Consider the following 918-nt stretch of genomic DNA (forward strand, 5'->3'; position numbering starts at 1 on the left):
TGCGAAGCTGCTGGAGGACCCCGAACTCACCCGCTATTATGCCTCACAGGCCGCGCTCAACCGCATCGGCAAGCCTGACGACATCGCAGCCGTCGTAACCTTCCTCGCTTCCGACGACGGGCGCTGGGTCACCGGCCAGGTCCTTGAGGCGAGCGGCGGCATGCACCTCTGAGGTTGCCGGGGATGACTTTCCCTATCGCAGTTGGTCCCGATTGTCCGCCGTCAGCACCAATGGCACAGATTTGAGGTTGTAAATTAAGGAGAGTTTGGGCTCATCTTCGTTCCTTCGTCACTACGACGAAGCTCAAACCCTCCTTGAAAAATGCACTGGCAAAGGCCCCTGCTGAGCGGGTGGTGAAGGATATTCGGCGGCAGACCCGTCGGCATTTCTCGGCTGAGGACAAGGTCCGGATCGTGCTGGATGGCCTGCGCAGCGAGGACCGCATCGCCGAGATCGGGTCCGTGCCGTTGCGACCGGGGAACAGCCAGCCATGTGGCATCATCGCTCCGCGCCGCTTGCCTTCGCGCCGCCACTGCCGAAGCAAATCGAGCAGATGCAGTGAGAGCATAGCGTTGCGATCCTTGCGTCCCTTGCCCTGCTCGACCCGGATCAGCATCCGGGCGCTGTCGATGTCATCGACCTTGAGATGGGCAACCTCGGAGACACGCAAGCCCGCGCCATAGGCCACGCTGAGCGCTGCTTTGTATTTGATGCCTGGCGCAGCCGCGCAGTCTCCTCGACGCTCAAAACCGCCCGCAATTTAGGTGCGTAACGAAGGACGACGAGCCCCAGCGCCATCTCCGGTCGCTTGAGAGTGATACCGAACAGGAAACGCAGTGAAGCGTCGTTCGCATCGGTCTTGTTAGCCGCCATATCGAGAGCGGCCTTTGCATGGCGTGCGTCTATGCAGATCGCCG

Annotated in this window: 1 protein-coding gene and 2 pseudogenes; 2 read left to right on the forward strand and 1 reads right to left on the reverse strand. The window is 61.2% G+C overall.

Features of this window, described 5'->3' with window-relative positions; genetic code table 11:
* Window positions 1–10 precede the first annotated feature (10 nt).
* Together K9B33_RS22920 and K9B33_RS22925 are read left to right on the forward strand one after the other, a co-directional pair.
* Window positions 11–172, forward strand: coding sequence for an SDR family oxidoreductase (locus K9B33_RS22920; protein WP_318011169.1), 162 nt, complete (start codon window positions 11–13; stop codon window positions 170–172).
* Window positions 173–315: 143 nt separating this feature from the next.
* Window positions 316–456 (forward strand): annotated as a pseudogene (locus K9B33_RS22925) (IS3 family transposase); the annotation flags it as partial.
* On the opposite strand, the pseudogene K9B33_RS22930 reads toward K9B33_RS22925, so the two are convergent.
* A pseudogene (locus K9B33_RS22930) lies at window positions 450–918 on the reverse strand (tyrosine-type recombinase/integrase); the annotation flags it as partial. The pseudogenes K9B33_RS22925 and K9B33_RS22930 sit on opposite strands and share 7 nt — an antisense overlap.

Source organism: Sphingobium sp. 3R8 (assembly GCF_020166615.1).
In the GTDB taxonomy this organism is placed as follows: domain Bacteria; phylum Pseudomonadota; class Alphaproteobacteria; order Sphingomonadales; family Sphingomonadaceae; genus Sphingobium; species Sphingobium bisphenolicum.